Origin of the sequence: Kitasatospora sp. NPDC127060 (assembly GCF_042724935.1) — a bacterium.
Lineage (GTDB): Bacteria > Actinomycetota > Actinomycetes > Streptomycetales > Streptomycetaceae > Kitasatospora.
In genome coordinates this window covers 1-17,137 of sequence record NZ_JBHXEG010000128.1, presented here as the reverse complement: position 1 = coordinate 17,137, position 17,137 = coordinate 1, and the positions used below count along the sequence as shown (strand labels likewise).

Annotated in this window: 10 protein-coding genes; 6 read left to right on the top strand and 4 right to left on the bottom strand. The window is 72.9% G+C overall.

Annotation, left to right across the window (positions count from 1 at the left end; all coding sequences use genetic code 11):
- Both ACFWIS_RS38715 and ACFWIS_RS38710 read right to left on the bottom strand, forming a co-directional pair.
- On the bottom strand, positions 1 to 662 hold a 662-nt coding region (locus tag ACFWIS_RS38715; protein WP_380524261.1), incomplete at its 3' end, for a hypothetical protein.
- 106 nt (positions 663 to 768) lie between these two features.
- Entirely contained in the window at positions 769 to 1,779 is a 1,011-nt protein-coding gene (locus tag ACFWIS_RS38710; RefSeq protein WP_380461803.1) for a LacI family DNA-binding transcriptional regulator, read from the bottom strand.
- 206 nt (positions 1,780 to 1,985) lie between these two features.
- Between ACFWIS_RS38710 and ACFWIS_RS38705 the strand changes: the two genes are divergently transcribed.
- Genes ACFWIS_RS38705 through ACFWIS_RS38690 form a run of 4 tightly spaced genes read left to right on the top strand, consistent with a single transcriptional unit; the run spans position 1,986 to position 7,355 of the window.
- The gene (locus tag ACFWIS_RS38705; RefSeq protein WP_380461802.1) at positions 1,986 to 3,278 is read left to right on the top strand and encodes an ABC transporter substrate-binding protein; all 1,293 of its coding nucleotides are present in this window, start codon (positions 1,986 to 1,988) and stop codon (positions 3,276 to 3,278) included.
- Positions 3,275 to 4,171, top strand: coding sequence for a carbohydrate ABC transporter permease (locus ACFWIS_RS38700; RefSeq protein ID WP_380461801.1), 897 nt, complete (start codon positions 3,275 to 3,277; stop codon positions 4,169 to 4,171). Before ACFWIS_RS38705 ends, ACFWIS_RS38700 begins: the two co-directional genes overlap by 4 nt.
- Positions 4,171 to 4,989 (top strand): carbohydrate ABC transporter permease, encoded by an 819-nt coding sequence (locus ACFWIS_RS38695; protein WP_380461800.1) that lies wholly within the window; start codon positions 4,171 to 4,173, stop codon positions 4,987 to 4,989. The genes ACFWIS_RS38700 and ACFWIS_RS38695 overlap by 1 nt, the downstream gene beginning before the upstream one ends.
- Positions 4,986 to 7,355, top strand: a complete 2,370-nt coding sequence (locus tag ACFWIS_RS38690; protein WP_380461799.1) for a beta-glucosidase — start codon at positions 4,986 to 4,988, stop codon at positions 7,353 to 7,355. The genes ACFWIS_RS38695 and ACFWIS_RS38690 overlap by 4 nt, the downstream gene beginning before the upstream one ends.
- Before the next feature lie 58 nt (positions 7,356 to 7,413).
- On the opposite strand, the gene ACFWIS_RS38685 is transcribed toward ACFWIS_RS38690, so the two are convergent.
- A complete protein-coding gene (locus ACFWIS_RS38685) occupies positions 7,414 to 8,751 on the bottom strand; it encodes a ricin-type beta-trefoil lectin domain protein (protein ID WP_380461798.1) in 1,338 nt (445 codons plus the stop codon).
- A 79-nt stretch (positions 8,752 to 8,830) separates the two neighbouring features.
- The gene (locus ACFWIS_RS38680) at positions 8,831 to 9,793 is read right to left on the bottom strand and encodes an alpha/beta hydrolase family esterase (protein ID WP_380461797.1); all 963 of its coding nucleotides are present in this window, start codon (positions 9,791 to 9,793) and stop codon (positions 8,831 to 8,833) included.
- Between the two features lie 580 nt (positions 9,794 to 10,373).
- Between ACFWIS_RS38680 and ACFWIS_RS38675 the strand changes: the two genes are divergently transcribed.
- Complete coding sequence (locus ACFWIS_RS38675) at positions 10,374 to 10,934, top strand: hypothetical protein (protein WP_380461796.1); 561 nt, start codon at positions 10,374 to 10,376, stop codon at positions 10,932 to 10,934.
- A gap of 379 nt (positions 10,935 to 11,313) precedes the next feature.
- Positions 11,314 to 17,082: a SpaA isopeptide-forming pilin-related protein gene (locus ACFWIS_RS38670; protein ID WP_380461795.1), complete on the top strand. Its 5,769-nt coding sequence runs from the start codon at positions 11,314 to 11,316 to the stop codon at positions 17,080 to 17,082.
- Positions 17,083 to 17,137: the final 55 nt, after the last annotated feature.

Sequence of the window (17,137 nt, the reverse complement as noted above, 5' to 3'; positions counted from 1 at the left end):
GGGCCCCACCCCCCCCCCTGCCCCCGGCGGCCGCCCCCCCGCCGGCCGCCGGCGTTGTGGGGGGCCCGCCCGCCCGGGGGGCGCGGGGGCCCCCCCCCCCCGCCGCTCTCTCCCAGGGCCGGTCGGGGCCGGTCCGGCCCGCCCGAGGCCCGGAGCCAGCGCTCGACCTGCCGCGTCGAGCGCAGCCGCACCACCCGGGCGGGGCGGCACTCCGGCCGGCTCAGCAGCTCCGGAACCGCGGCCCGGAACCGGGCCGGGTCGCGCCACGCCGAGCCGAGCAGGCCGTCCCGCCAGACCGCGCGCAGCGACTGGCGGCACCCCGGAAGCACCTCCTCGCCGCGCAGCAGCTGACGCGCCGTCCTGCGGGCCACCCGGGCGAACGACACCCGGCGCGGCAGGTCCAGCCACACCATCACGTCCGCCCGGCGCCAGAGCACGTCCGCGACCTGCGGCAGGTAGCTGCCCGCCACCACCCACCGCCCGCCCGCAGCCAGGCGATCGACCCCGGCCCGGAACTCGGCCGCCGGCCGCCGGCTCCACCCGGGCCCCCAGAACAGCGAATCGAGGTCGGTCAGCCGGGCCCCGCCCCGGGCGGCCAACTCCCGTGCCAACGTGGTCTTGCCCGCACCGGCCGCTCCCACGACCACGGTTCGTTCTGCCATGCGGCCACCCTGCCGAGCCAGTCCCGGCCGCGCAATCGGTTTCCACCGGACGGACGGGCGGACGGGCGGACGGGCGGACGGGCGCACGGCCCGCCCGGCGGCTCCGTCAACCGGCCTTGCGCGGCGGGGCGGTGCTGCTGCGTTCGACCAGGCTGGTGGCCAGGTCCACCCGCAGGGTGCCGGGCCGCACCCCGCGGGCCAGGTCGATCACCAGGTGGGCGGCCGTCTCGGCCATCTCGGTCAGCGGTTGACGCACGGTGGTCAGCGGCGGGCCCACCCAGCGGGCCAGCGGCAGGTCGTCGAAGCCGACCACGCTGACGTCCTCCGGGATGCGCAGCCCCAGTTCGCGGGCGGCCTCGTACAGGCCGAGCGCCTGGAGGTCGTTGCCGGCGAACACCGCGGTCGGCCGGTCCGGCAGGCCGAGCAGCTCCAGGCCGAGTCGGCGCCCGGACTCGTGGTGGAAGTCGCCCTCGCGGACCAGCTCCGGGTCGTACGGGATGCCCGCCATGTCGAGTGCGGCCCGGTAGCCGTCGGCCCGGGCCCGGCTGCACATCATCCGGGCCGGCCCGCCGATCAGGCCGATCCGGCGGTGGCCGAGGTCGAGCAGGTGCCGGGTGGCGGCGAGGCCGCCGTCCCAGTTGGTGGTGCCGACGGCGGGCACCTCCTGGCCGGGGTCGCCGGCCGGGTCCATCACCACGAAGGGGATGTCCCGGCGGGCCAGTTGCTCGCGCAGCGCGCGGTCCAGGTCGGAGAGCACCAGCACCACGCCGGTGGGCCGGCGGGCGAGCACCCCGTCCACCCAGGACTGGCCGGGGCCGTGCCGTTCGGCGGACTCGGAGAGCACGATGCTGAGGCCCTCCTCGCGGACGGCGTTCTCGACGCCGCGGATCACCTCCACCGCCCAGGCGCTCTCCAGCTCGTGGAAGACCAGTTCCAGCAGCGGGCTGGTCTGGCGGTTGCCGCGCCGCCGCCGGTAGCCGTACCGGTGCAGCAGTTCCTCCACCCGTTCCCGGGTAGCGGGGGCGACGTCGGCGCGCCCGTTCAGGACTTTCGAAACAGTCGGCGCGGAGACTCCGGCCTCCTGTGCGATCTCGGCGAGCGTGGCCGCTCTGTTCACGGGTTCCTCCTGCACTGCCCCTGCTGGGCGAACGCCGTCGTGGGTGGCTGTCGGTACGGCCGCGGGCGGGCCGTACCGCACGGATGCTAGCCCGCCGGCCCGTTGGCGCCGATCCCGTCCGTGCTCTTGACGGGCAGTCAGGGCGGTTCTAAGTTTCCCACAACATTCGGCAACTTGCTCGAAACATTCGAAACAGAGGGCAGGATATGCGATCCAGACTCGCCGCGGTCACCGCGGTCACCGCACTCGTCCTGGGGACGTCCGCCGCCTGCGGCTCCAGCGACTCCTCCTCCGACGCCGGAGCGGGCACGATCCACGTGCTGGTCTACGGCGACGCCGGCAACAAGGTCGAGAAGCAGATCGTCGAGACCTTCAACAAGACCTCCAAGGTCAAGGCAGTACTCGACACCATCCCCGGCGCGGACTACCAGCAGAAGCTGCAGACCGTGATCAACAGCTCCCGGGCCCCCGACATCTTCTTCAACTGGGGCGGCGGCTCGATCCAGTCGTTCTACAAAGCGGACTTGCTGCTGCCGTTGGACGGCTTCATCGCCGAGGACCCGGGCCTGAAGGACAACTTCCTGCCCTCGGTCTTCAACTCGGCGGTGATCGACAAGAAGGCGTACGGGATACCCATGCGCGGCACCCAGCCGGTGCTGCTGTTCCACAACAAGAAGGTGCTCGCGGACGTGGGACTCACCCCGCCGAAGACCTGGGACGAGCTCCTCTCCGCCGCCACGGCCCTGAAGGCCAAGGGCATCACCCCGATCGCCCTCGGCGGGGGCGACCAGTGGCCCACCCTGATGTGGTTCGAGTACCTCTACGACCGGATCGCCGGCCCCGGCCTGTTCCAGAGGATCATCGGCGGCGACAAGGAGGCCTGGGCGAGCGAGGACAGCCGCAAGGCGCTGACCACCCTCAAGCAACTGGTCGACGCCGGGGCCTTCGGGAGCAACTTCGACTCCGTCAAGTTCACCGACGGCGGTTCCCCGGCGCTGGTCGCCAAGGGCAAGGCCGCCTTCGAGCTGATGGGCTCCTGGTACTACTCCACCCAGCAGGACGCCAACCCGGACTTCGCCAGGACCGGCCTCGGCTACACCGGCTTCCCCACCGTGAGCGGCGGCAAGGGCGACCCGGCCGACGTCGTCGGCAACACCAACAACTTCTACTCCGTGCTCAAGCGGACCAAGCACCCGGTGGAAGTCGCGGCCTTCCTCAAACTGATGTACTCCGACGAGTTCGTGAAGGCCCAGCTGGCCATCGGCAACCTGCCGACCACCACCAACACCCCCGACCACTTCGACCTCTCCGCCAGCCCCGGCTACTCCAAGGACCAGTACAAACTGGTCAAGGACGCCCCTTCGTTCCAGCTCTCCTGGGACCAGGCCTACCCGCCGAGCGCCATGACCCCGATGCACACCGCGGTCCAGCAGTTCTTCAACGGCGCACTCGACGCCGACGGCTTCATCAAGGCCATGCAGGCCTTGCCGACGTCATGACGCGCGCCACCGGGCGCGGAGCCGGGTCGACCCGCCCGGGACTCGTCTGGGCGCTGCCGGCCGCGGTCTTCTTCGGGATGTTCGCGCTGCTGCCGCTGCTGCTGGTCGCCGTGCTCTCCTTCACCAGCTGGGACGGCATCGGCGACCCGCACTTCAACGGCCTGGACAACTGGACCGCGCTGTTCCACGACCCGGTGATGCTCCAGTCCGTCTGGACCACCCTGCTGCTGACCGCCCTCGGCGTGGTGACCCAGACGCCGGTCAGCATCCTGATCGGCGTCTGGGCCGCCGGGAAGCAGCGCAACCGGGCCGTGCTCTCGGCCGTCTACTTCGTGCCGCTGCTGCTCTCCGCGACCGCCGTCTCGGTGGTCTGGCGGGCCGTCCTCGACCCCAACTTCGGCGTACCGGCCGAACTCACCTGGCTGTTCGGCGACGGCAACCTGCTCGGCACCAAGGGCGGGGCGATCGGGGTGCTGACCTTCGTCGGCGTGTGGCAGTTCACGCCGCTGCACGCGCTGATCTACCAGGGCGGCGCCCGGGCCATCCCCCAGGTGCTCTACCAGGCCGCGGCCGTCGACGGGGCGGGCCGGGTGCGGCAGTTCCTCCACATCACCCTGCCGCAGCTGCGCAACACCGTCATCACCTCGACGATCCTCATGGTGGTCGGCGGCCTGACCACCTTCGACACGGTGCTGATCCTCACCCAGGGCGGCCCCGGCACGGACACCACCGTCAGCTCCTACTACATGTACCAGAAGGCCTTCAAGAGCTTCGACTTCGGCACCGGCTCGGCCGTCGCGCTGGTCCTCGTGGTGGTCGCCACCCTGATCTCGCTCGTGCTGGTCCGGCTCTCCGGCTACGACCGGATGCGTGGTACGGCGGAGGGTCTGTGATGCGCGAACGCCCGAACGTGCTGGCCGGTTTCGGCTCCCTGGTGTGGCTGGTGCTGGTCGGCCTGCCGCTGTACGTGCTGCTGATCGCCACCTTCCGCACCCGCGCGGACTACTCCACCGAGGGCCCGCTCAGCCTGCCCAAGCAGTGGACCGTGCAGAACTACCTGACCGACCTCTCCTCCGGCTTCGGCCGGGACTTCCTCAACACCCTGACCGTCACCGCCGGCGTGGTCGCCATCGTGCTGCTGGTCGTCCCGCCGCTCGCCTACGCCATCGTGCGCGCCCGCGGCCGGGCGACCGGCTGGGTGTTCCGGCTGTTCCTGCTCGGGCTGGCGATCCCGGCCCAGGCGGTGATCGTGCCGATGTTCTACGTCATCAGCAAGACCGGCCTGTACGACCACCTGCTCGGCATCATCCTGCCGACCGCGGCCTTCTGCCTGCCGGTCTGCACCTTGGTGCTGACCGGTGCGATGCGCGACATCAGCCCCGAGCTGTACGAGGCGATGGCGATGGACGGCGCCTCCCCGGCGCGGATGTTCCGCCAGCTGGTGCTCCCGCTGTCCAAGGGCGGACTGTCCTCGATCACGGTCTTCGCCGCCCTCCAGGCCTGGAACGGCTTCCTCTTCCCGCTGATCCTCACCCAGTCCGACTCCACCAAGGTCATCACCCTCGGCCTGTACGACTTCCAGACCGAGCACGGCGTGGACGTGCCCGGACTGCTCAGCGCCGTGGTGCTGTCCATGCTCCCCGTCTTCGTCGTCTACCTGTTTGCCCGCCGCGCCCTGGTCCAGGGCCTGACGGGGGTCGGAGGAAAATGAACGACCACCGGAACCCCGAGTCCGCGCCCCCCTGGCGAGACACCGCGCTCACGCCTGAGGCCCGGGCCGACGCCCTGATCGCGGCGATGACCCTGCGGGAGAAGACCGCCCAACTGTTCGGGGTCTGGGTCGGCGCCGACGCCGACGGCGACGAAGTCGCCCCCCACCAGCACGAGATGCAGCCGCCACCCGACCTCGGCACCCTGCTGCCCTTCGGACTCGGCCAGCTGACCCGGCCGTTCGGCACCGTCCCGGTCGACCCGGCGCTCGGCGCACTCTCGCTGCTGCGCACCCAGCAGCGGATCGTCGCCGCCAACCGCTTCGGCATCCCGGCCCTGGCCCACGAGGAGTGCCTGGCCGGCTTCGCCGCCTGGGGGGCCACGGCGTACCCCGTCCCGCTGTCCTGGGGCGCCGCCTTCAACCCGGAGCTGGTCCGGCGGATGGCCGCCGCGATCGGCCGCGACATGCGCTCCGTCGGCGTGCACCAGGGCCTGGCCCCGGTGCTCGACGTGGTTCGCGACGCCCGCTGGGGCCGGGTGGAGGAGACCATCGGCGAGGACCCGTACCTGGTCGGCTCCATCGCCACCGCGTACGTCCAGGGCCTGGAGTCGGCCGGGATCGTCGCCACCCTCAAGCACTTCGCCGGGTACTCCGCCTCCCGCGCCGGACGCAACCTGGCCCCCGTCTCGATGGGCCCGCGCGAGCGCGCCGACGTCATCCTGCCGCCCTTCGAGATGGCCGTGCGGGAAGGCCGGCCCCGTTCGGTGATGCCCGCCTACACCGACACCGACGGCCTCCCCTCCGCCGCCGACCAGGCCCTGCTCACCGGACTGCTCCGGGACACCTGGGGGTTCACCGGCACGGTCGTCGCCGACTACTTCGGGATCGCCTTCCTCGCCACCCTGCACGGCGTGGCCGAGGACCGCTCCGATGCCGCCGGGCTCGCCCTGGCCGGGGGAGTCGACGTCGAACTGCCGACCGTCGACGCCTACGGACAGCCGCTGTTCGACGCCGTCGTGGCGGGCAGCGTCCCGGAGCGGCTGATCGACCGGGCGCTGCGCCGGGTCCTCGTCCAGAAGGCCGAACTCGGGCTGCTGGACCCCGACTGGAGCCCGGTCCCGGCCGCCCTCGCCGATGCCGACCCGAGCGAGCCGGCGGCGCTGCGCGGCCTGGTCGACCTGGACCGGCCCGCCAACCGCGCGCTCGCTGCCGCCCTCGCCGAGCAGGCCGTGGTGCTGCTGCGCAACAACGGCCTGCTGCCGCTGCGTAGCCCCGCCCGGATCGCGCTGATCGGCCCGAACGCCGAGGAGCCCACCGCGGTGCTCGGCTGCTACTCCTTCCCGGTGCACGTCGGCAGCCAGCACCCCGGGACGCCGCTCGGCATCGAACTCCCCACCCTCCGCGAGGCATTGGCGGCGGAGTTCGAGGGCGCCGAGCTGCGTACGGTGCTCGGCGTGACGGTCGACGGCGAGGAGACCGCCGGCCTCGCCGAGGCGGTCGAGGCCGCCCGCTGGGCCGATGTGGTGGTGCTCGCCCTGGGCGACCGGGCCGGGCTGTTCGGGCGCGGCACCAGCGGCGAGGGCTGCGACGTCGAGTCGCTCGAACTTCCCGGCAAGCAGAGGGAGTTGCTGGAGGCGGTGCTGGACGTCGGGACGCCCGCGGTGGTCGCCCTGCTGGCGGGGCGGCCGTACGCGCTGGGCCGTGCTGTCACCGAGGCGGCCGGGATCGTCCAGTGCTTCTTCCCCGGCGAGGCCGGGACGAGGGCGCTCGCCGGGGTGCTCAGCGGCCGGGTCAACCCGTCCGGGCGGCTGCCCGTCTCCGTCCCCTCCCACCCCGGGGTCCAGCCCTCCACCTACCTGGCCGCCCGGCTGGCCCAGGCCGGCGGGGTCTCCAGCACCGACCCGACTCCGGCCTTCGGCTTCGGCCACGGGCTCGGCTACAGCGAGTTCAGCTGGTCCGCCCTCGCGGTGGCGACCGCCGAGACGGGCACCGACGGCGCGTTCCGGCTGGCCTTCGAGCTGCACAACACCGGCACCCGGGCGGGCACCGAGGTGGTGCAGCTCTACCTCCACGACCCGGTGGCCTCCGTCGTCCAGCCGGTGCAGCGGCTGGTCGGCTACCGCCGGATCCCGCTGGACGCCGGCGCGGGCTGCCGGGTGGAGCTGACCGTCCCCGCCGACCTGGCCTCCTTCACCGGCCGCGACGGCCGGCGGATCGTCGAACCCGGCGCCCTGGAGCTGCGGATCTCCGCCTCCAGCACCGACCACCGGCTCACCGCGCCGCTGCGGCTCACCGGTCCGGTCCGCCCGGTCGACCACACCCGGCGGCTGCACCCGACCCTCACCGTCCACCCGCTCGCGCCGTAACGGCGGATGCCGTACGGCCGGTCCCGCACCCTGGCGGGACCGGCCGTGCGGCGTTGTTTCAGCTGCGCGGGGTCCAGTGCTGGTTGCCCGCGCCCGAGCAGGCCCAGAGCTGGATCTTCGTCCCGTTCGCCGTGCCCGTGCCGGAAGCGTCCAGGCACAGGCCCGACTGCACCCCGGTGATGGTGCCGTCGGAGCCGAGGTTCCACTGCTGGTCGGCCCCGCCGGTGCAGTCCGAGATCACCGCCGCTGCGCCGTTGCCGGTGCCCGCGGCGGCCAGGCACTTGGTGCCGTAGACCGTGAGCTGCTTGCCCGCCGTGGAGGTCCACCGCTGGTTGGTGCCGCCGTTGCAGTCCCACAACTGGGCCTGGGTACCGTTGGCGGTGGAGGACTGGTTGATGTCCACGCAGCGGCCCGAGGCCTGGCCCACGATCTGCTGGCTGCCGCCGGACGGCGGAGTGGGGGTGGAGGAGCCGAACTGGCCGAAGAACTTCCACACCTCACCGGACGTCCAGGTCCGCCAGCCGTCGCAGGTGCAGCCGTCGATCGGGCCCGGGTCGTGGCCCGCCCCGTCGAACGCGGCCCAGACCACCGGATACCCGGACCTGCACCCCGAGTAGGCGGTGACGACGTGCGTCAGGCTGCCGTACGCCGGCTCGGGCGGGTTCTGCGCGTTGCAGCCGTTGTTCCGGACGAACTGGTCGCGCAGGGCCCGCCCGCCGTCGATGCCCAGGACGTTGTCCCGGAGGCCGTGCAGCCCCATGTAGGCGATCGGCTGCGTCCCGCCGTTGCAGCCGCTGAGGTTCGCGCCCGAGTAGACCGCGACCGCGCGGAAGACCGTCGGCCGGGCACAGGCGATCGCGTAGCTCATCGCGCCGCCGTAGCTGAAACCCCCGGCGAAGAGCTGGCTCTGGTCGATGCACAGGCCGGCTTCGAGCTGGCGGACCATGTCGTCGACGAAGGCGAGGTCCTGCCCGTTGGGGTTGGCCCAGCCGTTGCCGTTGCCCTGGGGCGCGACGAAGACCGTGCCGTTGCCGGCGGCGTCCGCCAGCTTCCGGAGGCCGTAGTAGGACCAGTTGTAGCCGTCGGTGCCGCCGGAGTCGACCTGGTCGGCGGTGCCGCCCCGCCAGTGGAACCCGAAGACCAGCCGGTAGGGGTGGTTGCGGTCGTACCCGGCAGGGACCCGCAGGATGTACGTGCGGTTCTGGCCGCCGCTGTTGATCGTGTGGGTGCCGCTCGCCAGCGGTGCGCCGCCGCAGCCGCCGGTGCCCGCGGCGACCGCGCCCGCGGCGGCCGTGACCGGGGAGGCGGCCGTGGCGGTGCCCGGAACCAGGCCGAACACGGCCATGACGAGGGCCACCAGGGCCGCCAGGGGCGCGAACGGGGATCTGCGTGACATGTGCTCTCCCTTCACGCTGCGCTGCGGCAGCGGGTCTGACCGGCCGGGCCGAGAGGTGGTCGGCCCGGCCGTGGCGGGATCAGGAGGCTCGGGTGGCGCCGGCGGAGTCCAAGCCCATGAAGTGGACGGCGTCGGCGGCCATCTGCGTGCCCTTGACCGGCAGTTCGTGCCCGGCGCCGGAGATGCCGTAGGTCTCGACCTGGGTCCTGCCGGAGCGGTCGTTGTACCGGGCCCGGTTCCAGTTGGCGGCCGGGGAGTCAGTCGACGAGGGGTTCTGGCCCACCCCGAGGACGTTCGTCCACTCCTTGGTCTCCTCGCCCAGGTTGCGGTAGTTCAGGATCGTGTCGTTGGTGCCGTGCCACAGCTGCACCCGGGGGCGCGGCCCGGTGTAGCCGGGATCGGCACGGCGCACCAGGTCGCCCCACTGCTGCGCGGTCATGGTGACGTTGCCCCCGGCGCAGGGGCCGTTCCAGCCGCGCACGGTGCCCGTGTAGAAGCAGTGGTACGGCACGCCCATGAAGGCGGCGCCCGCCTTGAACACGTCCGGGTAGTCGGCGAGCATGACGTTGGTCATCATCCCGCCCGACGACTCGCCGGTGACGTACACGGCGTCGCGGTTCCCGTTGTAGTGCTGCTCGACGTACGTGATCATCGACATCAGCCCGACCGGGTCGCTGCCGCCGCCGCGCCGCAGCGCCTGGTCGGAGGAGACGTCCCAGCAGCTGCCGGCGGGGTTGCTCGACGGGTAGATGACGACGAAGCCGTACCGGTCGGCCAGCCCGCCGAAGTCGGTGCTGGAGTACATGTACGGGCCGTTGCCCTGGCAGCCGTGCATCGCCAGCAGGACCGGCGGGTGGGCTTTGACGCTGTTCGGCACGTACACGTACATCTGGAGGCCGGTCGGGTTGTTGCCGAAGTCGGCGATCCGGGTCAACGAGGCGGCGCCGGCCTGGGGCGCGGTGGCCAGGTTCGCCCCGAGCGCGGCGCCGATGGCCAGGACTGAGGCGAGCAGGCGGGTCTTCAGGTGCCGGGAGCGCAGCAAGGGGGCCTCTTCTCCGGGGAAGTGTCGACGGGTGGTGGTGGGCGAGCAGGCGCGTCCGGCTGCCCGGCGGCTCGTTCCCGGCCTATGTGAGCGTTCACATTCGGGGTCGGGAACCAGGGTCGGGCACCTGCTCGTGTGTCGGGGATGTTTCGGACTGATGACGGTGCATCAGTGACCGCCACCTGTCAAGGAATTCGCGGGCCCCGCTCCGGAAGACCTGGGACAACGGCCGGTGGGGGCGGTTCCACCGGTGAAAGTTTCACCGCGGCGGCGATGTACGGGGCTCCGGAGGCGGAGCGGTCATCCAGTGGCCGTCGACCGGCGGCGCCGATCAGCGGTGGGCGTTCGACCTCACCGGCAGCACGTACGCGCTGGTCAACGTCGCCGGCGGCCTGACCGTGGGGGCACCGGCGGCTCGACCGCGAAGGGAGCGGCGGTGCAGCAGGAGGCCGGAGACCGCGCGAAGGGCGCCGCCCGGATTCGGACCCCGTCCTGATCGGTTGAGAGGGCGGCGGGGGCCTGTCCCCGCCGCCCCCTCAACGGCTCCCGGCGGGCTCAGGTGCACCAGAAGAGGACCGGCTTGCAGGTCGGCGTCGCGGAGGGTGTGGGGGAGGGCGTGGTCGGGCCGGGGGAGCGCCCGGTGGTCGGCGCCGTGGTGGGCGGCGCGGGCTGGGGGGCGGTCGGCTGCTCGGTCGACGTGGCCGGGCGGGACGGGGTGGCGGTCGTCCGCGTCGCGCTGGGCCGGGCGGTGGTGGCCGACGGCTGCGCCGGGGCGCTCGTCGTGCCCGGCGCGGCCGGGGCCGTCGTGGGGACGCCCGCAGAGCCGGGCGTGGAGGGCGCGGCGGTCGACGCGGGCGCCGTCGTCCCGCTCGACGGGAGCGGGGCGGCCGTGCCGTCGCCCTCGCCGAAGGCCACCACCGCGGTGGTCAGCCCGCCCGCCACCACGCCGAGCGCGACCAGGCCGAGCAGGGCGCCGCGCCGCCGCTTCGACCGCCGCCGGGTCCGCCGGACCGGGGGCGCCACGATGGCCGGGGGCGCGGCCGGGTGGTCCGGCGCCTCCTGGGGGAGCGCCTCCGCGGGCCGCCCGCAGCCGGGGCAGGACAAGGCGCCGTTGAGGTGCCGTTGGCAGAACGTGCAGTAACTCATTCGATCTTCCGTAGGTGCCCGCGTACCGCGACGGGTGTCTGCGGAGCGTACGCAGATCCGCCCCCGTCGCGACAGCCGTCCCGCGCGGGGCTTCTGCGGAGATCGAGTGCGCTTCGGGTGTGCACGGCCGGTTCTCCGGAGGCGTCGGACCATGGCGCCTGCCACCCGTCCGAGTGAGTGAAATACCGCTCCGCATTGACGGCACGGCACTGTGCAGTCACATTCGGTCGATCATCTGCGGCACGTTTATCACGTTGGATTTCCGTCCGGGAAATTGAATGGTGATAACAGTGCGAGAATATGACGGGAGCGCGGAATCGCCCCCCTCCCGACCGCCCTCACAGCTGCGTCGGCTCCGCCGGCCGCTCGCCGGAGTGGCCGCCCTGGCCGTCTGCGCCGCCGTACCGGGCCTGGTGACGGGCCGGGCCGCCGCCGACGCCGGCGACGGCGCGGTCACCGTCCGGGTGGTCCGCGCGGTCGACGCGAGCGGGGTCTACGATCCGGTGCTGGAGCCGGGCATGGCCGGGGTGACGGTCGACCTGACCGATGACGCGGGGGCGACCATCACCGGCGCCACCGCGGCCGACGGCACCGTCACGCTGAACCCGAACGGCAGCCCGCTCAAGGGCGGCAAGTACCGGGTCCAGGTGATCAACCCCAAGCCCGGCCTGCTGTTCTCCGCCTTCGCCTCCCGGCAGGGCCTGACCGGCGCCCCGCGCCAGCTCAGCAGCACCGAGGAGTTCGTCGACCTCTCCGCCGGGAAGAGCGTCTCCTACACCACGGCGCTGTGGAACCCCGGCGACTACTGCCAGAAGAACGCCCCGCTGGTCACCGCGTGCGTCCAGCCGCCGACCGCCGGCGCCTTCGCCCGCACCCTGGTCGAGTTCCCGTACAACGCGCGCGGGAACAACAACCAGACCACCGACCGGGCGACGGCCGACCAGACCGGTGCGGTGTACGGCATCGGGTGGAGCAAGCAGAAGAAGTGGATCTTCTCCGGCGCCCACGCCCACCGCGGCGCCGACTACGGGCCGGGCGGCCAGGGCGCGGTCTACTTGACCGACCGGGCGACCGGCGCCACCGCGCTGTTCACCACCGTCCCCAACGCCGGCACCACCAAGCACGACCTCGCCACGGCGGGCGACGCGAACTTCATGGGCACCGTCGCCAAGGAGTCGCTCGGCGACGTCGAGGTCAGCGAGGACGGCAAGGACCTCTACGTCGTCAACCTCAACGACCGCAGGCTGTACCGCTACGACGCCACCCAGCGCACCGCCGCCGCCCCCAAGGCCGTCTACACCGTCCCCGACCCGGGCTGCCCCGCGGCGGGCGACTGGCGCCCGTACGGCCTGGGCGTGCAGGACGGCACCGTGTACGTCGGGGGCACCTGCTCCGGCGAGAGCACCGGCAGCCGGGCCGACCTGCGGGCCGTCGTCCAGACCTTCGACCCGGCCGGGGGCGCCTTCACCGGCACCGTGCTGGACCAGAAGCTCGACTACCCCCGGCAGCCCACCTACACGCTCACCGCCTGCCAGGGCACCGGCTGGTACACCTGGTCCGACGTGTGGCGCAACACCCAGGACGGCAAGACCTGTTCCGGGGGCCTGAACGGCTATCCCCAGCCGATCCTGGGCGACATCGTGGTCGACACCGACGGCAACATGATCCTCGGCTTCCGGGACCGGTTCGCCGACCAGATCGGAGTCAACGCCCGGATGTCGGCCACGGACACCAGGCTCACCTCGGTGGCCTCCGGCGGCGACCTCAACCGGGCCTGCCCGGGCCCCGACGGGAAGTTCGTGCTGGACACCAACGGCGGCTGCGGGAAGACCGGCCGCGGCAACAAGTTCTACGACACCCAGCGCACCGTCTACCACTACAACGCGGCCTTCTCCGGCATCGCGCTGTCCAAGGTCGAAACCTCCATCGCCTCCTCCACGATGGACCCGACCGCCAACGTCTACACCGGCGGCACCGGGTTCTTCCCCCGCACCGGAGTCAACAGCGACGGCGTCGGCAACCAGCTGACCGGCTCCTTCGGCAAGGCCGGTTCGATGGCCGACCTCGAAGTCCTCTGCGACGAGGCGCCGCTGCAGATCGGCAACCGGGTCTGGTACGACACCAACAAGAACGGCATCCAGGATCCGGGCGAGCCGCCCGTCCCGGGTGCCACCGTCAACCTGTACGACGCCGCCGGCAAGCTGGTCGCGACCACGAAGACCACTGCGCGCGGCGAGTACTACTTCGACGACACCAACGTGCCCGGCGGCCTCAAACCCCGCACCGCGTACACCATCCGCATCGACGACCCGGCCGACTACGCCTCCGGCGGGCCGCTGTTCCGCTGGGTGCCGACCGTCCCCGACGCGGGCAGCAACCGGTTCGTCGACAGCAAGGGCGTCGTCCCGCCCGGCGGCCGGTTCCCCGAGTACTCGCTCACCACCGGCGGACCGGGCGAGAACAACCACACCTACGACTTCGGCTTCCACCAGGCCGAAGGCGCCGTCAGCGTGCTCAAGACCGATCCGGAGGGCGGACCGCTCTCCGGGGCGGTGTTCCAGCTCTGGCAGGGCGATCCGGCGAACGGCGGGACGAAGGTCGGTGACCCGTGCACCACGGGCGCCGACGGCAAGTGCACCAGCACCGTCCCGCTCGGCACCTACTACTGGCAGGAGACCGCCCCGCCGCCCGGCTTCCAGCTGCCGGACCCGGCCGTGTTCGGGCCGCTGGAGCTGACCGAAACCAACTACCGGACGGGCGTGAGCACCACCGCCGTCGACCAGCCCGTTCGCGGCCAGGTGTCCGTGGCGAAGACCGGCCCGGACGGCAAGGCGCTCTCCGGGGCGGTGTTCCAGCTGTGGCGGGGCGATCCGGCGAACGGCGGGACGAAGGTCGGCGACCCGTGCACCACCGGTGGTGACGGGCGCTGCTCGGCCACCGTGCTGCCGGGTTCGTACTACTGGGAGGAGACCAAGGCGCCCGCCGGGTACCAGTTGCCCAAGCCTGCCGTGTTCGGGCCGCTCGACCTCACCCTCGCGAACGCCGCCGCCGGCCTCACCGTGACGGCTGTCGACCAGCCGACCGTCGGGCGGGTGTCGGTGCTCAAGACCGACCCGGGCGGTGTGCCCTTGTCCGGTGCGGTGTTCCAGCTGTGGCGGGGTGACCCGGCGAACGGCGGGGTGAAGGTCGGCGGCCCGTGCAGCACGGGCGCTGACGGGATCTGCGCGGCCGCCGTCGGCCCGGGTTCGTACTACTGGGAGGAGACCCAGGCCCCGGTCGGTTACCAGTTGCCGGAACCGGCCGTGTTCGGCCCGCTGGAGCTGACCGACGACAACGCCACGGCGGGCGTCTCGGCCACCGCGGTGGACCAGCCCACCCGGGGGCGGGTCCGGGTGCTCAAGGCGGACCCGGACGGCAACCCGCTCCCCGGCGCGGTGTTCCAGCTGTGGAAGGGCGACCCGGCCAACGGTGGCAGCAAGGTCGGCGGCCCGTGCATCACCGGCACCGACGGGACCTGCTCGGAGCTGGTCGGCCCGGGTTCGTACTACTGGGAGGAGACCCAGGCCCCGGCCGGGTACCAGCTGCCCAAGCCTGCCGTCTTCGGCCCGCTCACGATCACCGACGCCAACGCGGCCGCCGGGATGACCGTCACGGCGGTGGACCAGCCGACCCGGGGGCGGGTCAGCGTGGTGAAGACCGATCCGGGCGGCGCGCCGCTCGCCGGTGCGGTGTTCCAGCTGTGGCGGGGTGACCCGGCGAACGGCGGGGTGAAGGTCGGCAACCCGTGCACCACCGGCGCCGACGGGCTCTGCGCCGCCGAGGTCGGCCCGGGTTCGTACTACTGGGAGGAGACCAAGGCGCCCGCCGGGTACCAGCTGCCCAAGCCCGCCCTGTTCGGGCCGCTGACGATCACCGACGAGAACGCCACCGGCGGACAGAGCGTCACCGCCGTGGACCGGCCGATCCTCGGCCGGGTGTCGGTGCTCAAGACCGACCCGGACGGCAAGCCGCTGTCCGGCGCGGTGTTCCAGCTCTGGCAGGGCGACCCAGCCAACGGCGGCACCAAGGTCGGAGCTCCGTGCACCACGGGGGCGGACGGCACCTGCTCCGTCACCGTGCGGGTCGGCACGTACTACTGGGAGGAGACCCAGGCCCCCGCCGGGCACCACCTGCCGGACCGGCCGGTGTTCGGGCCGCTCACGCTGACCGACGAGAACGCGGCGGCGGGCGTGTCGACCACGGCCGTGGACCAGCCGATCCTCGGGCGGGTCAGCGTGGTGAAGACCGACCCGAGCGGCAGGCCACTCGCCGGTGCGGTGTTCCAGCTGTGGAGCGGTGACCCGGCCAACGGCGGTACGAAGGTGGGTGGTTCCTGCACCACTGGCGCCGATGGTACGTGCTCGGCCACCGTCCCGCCGGGGACGTACTACTGGGAGGAGACCAAGGCGCCGACCGGCTTCCAGCTGCCCGACCCGGCCGTGTTCGGGCCGCTGCGGCTGACGGACGCCAACGCGGCGGCCGGGCTGACGGTCACGGCCGTGGACCAGCCGACCCGGGGGCAGGTGTCGGTGCTCAAGACCGACCCGGACGGCAAGCCGCTCGCCGGAGCCGTCTTCCAGTTGTGGCAGGGCGATCCGGCCAACGGCGGTACGAAGGTGGGCAGTTCCTGCACGACGGCGGGTGACGGGCGTTGCTCGGCGACCGTCACCGCCGGGACGTACTACTGGGAGGAGACCAAGCCGCCGACCGGTTTCCAGCTGCCCGACCCGGCGGTGTTCGGGCCGCTCGTCCTCAGCGACGAGAACGCGGCGGCGGGCGTGTCGGCCACCGCGGTGGACCAGCCGACCCGCGGTCAGGTCAGCGTGCTCAAGACCGACCCGGACGGCAAGCCGCTGGCGGGTGCGGAGTTCCAGCTGTGGAGCGGTGACCCGGCCAACGGCGGTACGAAGGTGGGCAGTTCCTGCACCACCGCTGCCGACGGGCGCTGCTCCGCGACCGTCACCGTCGGGACGTACTACTGGCAGGAGACCAAGCCCCCGCCCGGTTTCCGGCTGCCGGATCCGGCGGTTTTCGGCCCGCTCGTCCTGAGCGACGCCAACGCCGCCGCCGGGGTCACCCTCACCGCCGTCGACCAGCCCACCAGGGGCCAGGTCAGCGTGTCCAAGACCGACCCGGCCGGCAAGCCCCTCGCCGGCGCCGTCTTCCAGCTGTGGAGCGGTGACCCGGCGAACGGTGGTACGAAGGTGGGGAGTCCCTGCACCACGGGCGCCGACGGCGTCTGCACCGCAGCCGCCGGCCCGGGGACGTACTACTGGGAGGAGACCAAGGCGCCGGAGGGCTACCGGCTCCCGGACCCGGCCGTCCTCGGCCCGCTGACGCTGACGGACGCCAACGCGGCCGCCGGGGTGAGCGTCACCGTCGTCGACCAGCCCGAGGAGGTGCCCACCGGCCAGGTCGGCGTGACCAAGACCGACCCGGCCGGCAACCCGCTCTCCGGCGCCGAGTTCCAGCTCTGGAGCGGCGACCCGGCCAACGGCGGCAGCAAGGTGGGCGCGCCCTGCACCACGGGCGGCGACGGACGGTGCAGCACGGTGGTGCCGCTGGGCACCTACTACTGGCAGGAGATCCGGGCGCCGCACGGCTACCAGCTGCCCGACCCGGCGGTCTTCGGGCCGCTGGCGCTCACCGCCGACAACCACCGGCAGGGCGTCGGCACCACCGCCGTCGACCGGCCGCTGCCCGGCGGGCTGCGCATCGTCAAGCAGGACCGCCGGAGCCACCGGCGGCTCCCCGGCGCGGTGTTCGAGCTCTGGCACCGCACCGGTGAGCGGGAGGAGCGGCTCGGCCGGGCCTGCACCACCGGGGCGGACGGCAGCTGCGACTTCGGCGACCGGGCTCCCGGCCACTACCTGGTCAAGGAGACCGGCGCCCCGAAGGGCTACCGCCTGCCGGCCGACCCGGTCACCGAGGTGAAGATCCGGATCGGTGGGAACGGTCAGCTCGTGCTGACCATCGACAACGACCGGCTGCCCGAACTGCCCCCGACCGGCACCGAGGCGCTCCTCGCCGCCGCCGCGGGCGGGACGCTGCTGCTCGGCGGAGGCGTCCTCCACGCCGCCGTCCGGCGCCGCCGCGGCGCGTAACCGCTAGGTCGTCCCAACGCGGGGGCGGGGGGGCGGCGGGAGGGCCGCCCCCCCC